The 592-nt window shown below is 46.8% G+C and carries 2 protein-coding genes; one reads left to right on the forward strand and one right to left on the reverse strand.

The genetic code is table 11. The features are described from left to right. On the forward strand, nt 1–313 hold a 313-nt coding region (locus tag A3729_RS27200), incomplete at its 5' end, for a nucleoside triphosphate pyrophosphatase (protein ID WP_197476154.1). A 22-nt stretch (nt 314–335) separates the two neighbouring features. Here A3729_RS27200 and A3729_RS31170 read toward each other — a convergent pair. Continuing rightward, the coding region (locus tag A3729_RS31170; protein WP_156498162.1) for a phosphatase PAP2 family protein at nt 336–592 on the reverse strand (257 nt) is incomplete at its 5' end.

Consider the following 592-nt stretch of genomic DNA (forward strand, 5'->3'; position numbering starts at 1 on the left):
AAAGCGTTTATCAGGAACAAATCATCTAGTGCTAACGGGTATCGCTGTGGCGAAGTTATCTGAGGGGAAAGCGGTAATTGAAGCTGATGTTGTGACAACAGAAGTGTCGTTTATGAAGCTGAGTGATCAGCAAATTAGGCAATATATCGCAACGGGTGAACCAATGGATAAGGCAGGTGCATATGGCATACAAGGCAAAGCGGCATTGTTTGTTGAAGGGATTGTCGGAAGCTATAGCAATGTAGTGGGCTTGCCTCTGGCCGAAACAGGGAAGATCTTACAGGCCTTCGATGTGCCTATTTGGCAGGAATAAGGTAAAGGCCAGTAGCGCTGGTTTAGAAGAGTACGGGGCTTAAGTAGTTTGCAATTGATGCCAGCAATATACCTAATCCCGCGCCACACAATACATCTGTCGGATAGTGAAGGCCGAGTACCATTCTCGAGAGGGCAATTAGAATAGAGAAGGGTACCAATAATACAGCGAACTCTGGCAGGTGCCATAGCACAACAGTCGAGAAGCAGGCCGCGTGCATTGTGTGTCCAGAAGGAAAGCTGTATTGATCTAAAGGTGCGCAGCCTTTATAGACATCTT

Source organism: Oleiphilus sp. HI0043, from assembly GCF_001634935.1.